Annotated in this window: 4 protein-coding genes; all 4 read left to right on the forward strand. The window is 68.2% G+C overall.

The window, feature by feature from the left end; all coding sequences use genetic code 11:
- A partial coding sequence (locus J3489_RS36855; RefSeq protein ID WP_207005714.1) for an NAD(P)H-dependent oxidoreductase subunit E occupies window positions 1-414 on the forward strand: 414 nt, incomplete at its 5' end.
- A complete protein-coding gene (locus tag J3489_RS36860; protein WP_207005715.1) occupies window positions 411-1,994 on the forward strand; it encodes a formate dehydrogenase beta subunit in 1,584 nt (527 codons plus the stop codon). The genes J3489_RS36855 and J3489_RS36860, both read left to right, overlap by 4 nt.
- Window positions 1,995-2,005: 11 nt before the next feature.
- On the forward strand, window positions 2,006-5,005 hold the full coding sequence (gene fdhF / locus J3489_RS36865) for a formate dehydrogenase subunit alpha (protein ID WP_207005716.1): 3,000 nt from the start codon (window positions 2,006-2,008) through the stop codon (window positions 5,003-5,005).
- Between the two features lie 68 nt (window positions 5,006-5,073).
- Window positions 5,074-5,226 (forward strand): formate dehydrogenase subunit delta (locus tag J3489_RS36870; RefSeq protein ID WP_207005717.1); only part of this gene is annotated, 153 nt, incomplete at its 3' end.

Consider the following 5,226-nt stretch of genomic DNA (forward strand, 5'->3'; position numbering starts at 1 on the left):
CTCCACGCGATTCAGGACGAAGCCGGCTTCATTCCGCCGGAAGCCGTTGCGCCGTTGGCGCGCGCGCTGAACCTCTCGCGCGCCGAGGTGCACGGCGTCATCACCTACTACCACCATTTCCGCACCCGCCCCGCCGCGCGCGTGACCGTGCAGCTTTGCCGCGCCGAGTCGTGCCGCAGCATGGGGACGGAGGCGCTCGCGCGGCATATCGAGACGCGCACGGGTTGCCGCTTCGACGTCCGTCACGAGGCCGCGCACGCCGCCGACATCGAGCTCGAATCGGTGTATTGCCTCGGGCAATGCGCGCTGTCGCCGGCGATGACGATCAACGACACGCTCTACGCCAAAGTCACGCCGCAGAAGTTCGATGCGCTTTTCGCTGCCGCGGCCGAGCGTGCGAAGGAGCCGGCATGAAACCGCCCCCACGCGCACTGACGACGCGCATCTTCGTTCCGTGCGATTCTTCGGCGCTCGCGCTCGGCGCCGATGCGCTCGCCGACGCCGTCGTCCGTGAAGCCGCTAAGCGCGGCGTCGCCGTCGAACTCGTGCGCAACGGCACGCGCGGCCTGCTGTGGCTCGAGCCGCTGGTCGAAGTCGAGACGACGGGCGGGCGCATCGGCTATGCCAATGTCGACGAAGCCGACGTCGCGTCGCTCTTCGACGCCGGGTGGCTCGCCGGCGGCGAGCATCCGCTGCGCGTCGGCGTCGTCGAGGACATTCCGTACCTGAAGCGCCAGCAGCGCCTCACGTTCGCGCGCATCGGCATTACCGATCCGCTGTCGATCGACGACTACCTCGCGCACGAAGGCCTCGCCGGCCTGAAGGCCGCGCTCGCCATGGACGGCGCCGCCGCCTGCGAGGCGCTCGTCGACTCCGGCCTGCGCGGGCGCGGCGGCGCGGCGTTCCCGGCCGGCATCAAATGGCGCACGGTGCGCAACGCGCAGGCGGCGCAGAAATACATCGTCTGCAACGCGGACGAAGGCGACTCCGGCACGTTCTCGGACCGCCTCGTCATGGAAAGCGACCCGTTTTGCCTGATCGAAGGGATGATCATCGCCGGCATCGTGACGGGCGCGACGCAAGGCTACCTCTACGTGCGCAGCGAATATCCGCATTCGATCGCCACGCTCGAAGCCGCGCTCGGCAAGGCGCGCGCCGCGGGCTGGCTCGGCGCGAGCGTGCTCGGCTCGGCGCACGCGTTCGAGCTGGCGGTGGCGAAGGGCGCAGGCTCCTACGTGTGCGGCGAAGAAACGGCACTGCTCGAATCGCTCGAAGGCAAGCGCGGCATCGTGCGCGCCAAGCCTCCCGTGCCCGCGCTCGCCGGGCTCTTCGGCCAGCCGACCGTCATCAACAACGTCATCACGCTCGCGACCGTGCCGATCATCTTCGCGCGCGGCGCGGCGTTCTATCGCGACTTCGGCATGGGCCGCTCGCGCGGCACGCTGCCGTTCCAGCTGGCCGGCAACGTGAAGCAAGGCGGGCTGGTCGAGCTGGCGTTCGGGGTCACGCTGCGCGAGCTGCTGTTCGACTACGGCGGCGGCACCGCGAGCGGCCGGCCGGCGCGCGCCGTGCAAGTGGGCGGCCCGCTCGGCACCTACCTGCCCGAAAGCCAGTGGGACATCCCGCTCGACTATGAAGCCTACGCGGCAGTCGGCGCGGTGGTCGGCCACGGCGGGCTCGTCGTGCACGACGACACGTCGAACCTCGCGGAACTCGCGCAATACGCGATGCATTTCTGTGCGCTCGAATCGTGCGGCAAATGCACGCCGTGCCGGATCGGCTCGACGCGCGGCGTCGAAGCGATCGAACGCATCCGCGGCGGCGACACCTCGGAAAAGCAAGTGCAGCTATTGCGCGACCTGTGCGACACGATGGTGTCCGGCTCGCTCTGCGCGATGGGCGGCATGACGCCCTACCCCGTGCTCTCCGCCCTCGACCATTTCCCCGAAGACTTCGGTCTTCGCCCGGCCCAGCCCAAGCAGGCTGCGGCTTGATGGAGCCTTCCATGTCCGACGCGCTCGTCTCCTCCTCTCAAGCCAACGCCGGCGGCTGCGGCTCCGCGAATTGCGCCTGCGCCCCGAAGGAAGTCCCCTTGGGGGGCAAGTCCGAAGCCCTGGTGCGGACCGCCTGCGCCCGCTCGCCGTTTGACGACACCGACTACGGCACGCCGTTCGTCCACGCCGACACCGACGTCACGCTCGACATCGACGGCCGCGCGGTCACCGTGCCCGCGGGCACGTCGGTGCTGCGCGCGGCGATCGAGGCCGGCGTGAACGTGCCGAAGCTGTGCGCGACCGATTCGCTCGAACCGTTCGGCTCGTGCCGGCTGTGTCTCGTCGAGATCGACGGCAAGCGCGGCTATCCGGCCTCGTGCACGACGCCGGTCGAAGCCGGCATGAAGGTCCGCACGCAGACGGAGCGCCTGCAGTCGCTGCGCCGCAACGTGATGGAGCTGTACATCTCCGATCACCCGCTCGACTGCCTCACGTGTCCTGCCAACGGCAATTGCGAGCTGCAGGACATGGCGGGCGTCGTCGGCCTGCGCGAAGTGCGCTACGGCTATGACGGCGCGAACCACCTGCACGACGAGAAGGACGAGTCGAACCCGTACTTCACCTACGATCCGTCGAAGTGCATCGTCTGCAACCGCTGCGTGCGCGCGTGCGAGGAAACGCAAGGCACGTTCGCGCTGACGATCGCCGCGCGCGGCTTCGAATCGCGCGTGGCGGCAAGCGAGAGCCAGCCGTTCATGGATTCCGAATGCGTGTCGTGCGGCGCGTGCGTGGCCGCCTGCCCGACCGCGACGCTGCACGAAAAGACCGTCGCCGTGCTCGGCCAGCCCGAGCACTCGGTGGTGACGACGTGCGCCTATTGCGGCGTCGGCTGCTCGCTGAAGGCGGAGATGAAGGGCAGCCAGGTCGTGCGGATGGTGCCGAACAAGAACGGCGAGGCGAACGAAGGCCACGCCTGCGTGAAGGGCCGCTTCGCCTGGGGCTACGCGACGCACAAGGACCGCATCACGAAGCCGATGATCCGCGCGAAGATCACCGACCCGTGGCGCGAAGTCGGTTGGGACGAAGCGCTCACCTACGCGGCGGGGGAATTCCGCCGCATTCAGGCGAAGTACGGACGCGATTCGATCGGCGGCATCACGTCGTCGCGCTGCACGAACGAAGAAACCTATCTCGTGCAAAAGCTCGTACGTGCCGCGTTCGGCAACAACAACGTCGACACCTGCGCGCGCGTGTGCCACTCGCCGACCGGCTACGGCCTGAAGACGACGCTCGGCGAATCGGCGGGCACGCAGACGTTCGCGTCGGTCCGGCACGCCGACGTCGTCATGGTGATCGGCGCGAATCCGACCGACGGCCACCCGGTGTTCGCGTCGCGCCTGAAACGGCGTCTGCGGCAAGGGGCCAAGCTGATCGTCGTCGATCCGCGCCGCATCGACCTCGCCGATACGCCGCATGTGAAAGCGCAGTACCACCTGCAGTTGCGTCCCGGCACGAACGTCGCGATCGTCAACGCGCTCGCGCACGTGATCGTGACCGAGGGGCTTCTCAACGAGGCGTTCATCGCCGAGCGCTGCGAGGCGCGCGCGTTCGAGCAATGGCGGGCGTTCGTCGCCTTGCCGGAGAACGCGCCTGAGGCGAGCGCCGAAGTGACCGGCGTGCCGGCCGAGGCGGTGCGCGCCGCCGCGCGCCTCTACGCGACGGGCGGCAATGCCGCGATCTATTACGGCCTGGGCGTCACGGAGCATGCGCAGGGCTCGACGATGGTGATGGGCATTGCGAACCTCGCGATGGCGACGGGCAACGTCGGCCGCGAAGGCGTCGGCGTCAATCCGCTGCGCGGGCAGAACAACGTGCAAGGCTCGTGCGACATGGGCTCGTTTCCGCACGAGCTGCCCGGCTACCGCCACATCGGCGATGCGGCGACGCGGGCGCTGTTCGAAGACGCGTGGCACGTGAGCCTGCAGTCCGAGCCGGGCCTGCGGATCCCGAACATGTTCGACGCGGCCGTGCACGGCACCTTCAAGGGCCTCTACTGCCAGGGCGAAGACATCGTGCAGTCCGATCCGGACACGCAGCACGTGTCGGCGGCGCTGTCGTCGATGGAATGCATCGTCGTGCAGGACATCTTCCTGAACGAGACCGCGAAATACGCGCACGTGTTCCTGCCGGGTTCGTCGTTCCTCGAAAAGGACGGCACGTTCACCAACGCGGAGCGCCGCATCTCGCGCGTGCGCCGCGTGATGCCGCCGCTGTGCGGCTACGCCGACTGGGAAGTCACGCAACGGCTCTCGAACAAGCTCGGCTACGAGATGGAGTACGCGCATCCGTCGGAGATCATGGACGAGATCGCGCGCCTCACGCCGACCTTCGAGGGCGTGTCGTTCGAGCGGATCGACCAGCTCGGCAGCATCCAGTGGCCGTGCAACGAGCACGCGCCCGAGGGCACGCCGATCATGCACGTCGATGAATTCGTGCGCGGCAAGGGCAAGTTCGTGATCACGAAGTTCGTCGCCTCGCCCGAGAAGGTGACGCGCAAGTTCCCGTTGATCCTGACGACGGGGCGCATCCTGTCGCAGTACAACGTCGGCGCACAGACGCGGCGCACGGAAAATTCGCGCTGGCACGACGAGGACCGGCTGGAAATCCATCCGCACGACGCCGAAGAGCGCGGCATCAGGACGGGCGATTGGGCCGGCATCGAGTCGCGCGCCGGGCAGACGGTGCTGCGCGCGCTCGTCACCGAGCGGATGCAGCCGGGCGTGGTCTACACGACGTTCCACTTCCCCGAATCGGGCGCGAACGTCATCACGACCGACAGCTCCGACTGGGCGACCAACTGCCCCGAGTACAAGGTGACCGCGGTGCAGGTCACGCCGGTCGAGCAACCGTCGCGATGGCAGCAGGATTATTCGCGCTTCAATGCCGAGCAGCTCGATCTGCTGCGCCGGCGCGAAGCCGCGAATGCCGCGAATGCCGCGAGCGGGAAATGACAGCGTCGAGGCCGGGGCCCGTGGTCCGCATGACCGGGCCCCGCGACTGAACGGATGAGCGAGCAACGATGAACCAAGAACACTTGATCGTCATGGCCAATCAGATCGGCGAATTCTTCGAGTCGATGCCCGATCGCGAAGAAGCGCTCGCCGGCGTCGCCGATCACATTCGCCGTTTCTGGGAGCCGCGCATGCGGCGTGCGATCCTCGCGGCGCTCGAT

It is taken from the genome of Trinickia mobilis, assembly GCF_017315705.1.
Taxonomy (GTDB): Bacteria; Pseudomonadota; Gammaproteobacteria; order Burkholderiales; family Burkholderiaceae; genus Trinickia_A; species Trinickia_A mobilis.

Excerpts from the sequence above, each read along its gene's own strand:
- J3489_RS36860 (WP_207005715.1), top strand. The coding sequence starts at position 411 with ATGAAACCGCCCCCACGCGCACTGACGACGCGCATCTTCGTTCCGTGC.
- fdhF (WP_207005716.1), top strand. The coding sequence starts at position 2,006 with ATGTCCGACGCGCTCGTCTCCTCCTCTCAAGCCAACGCCGGCGGCTGC.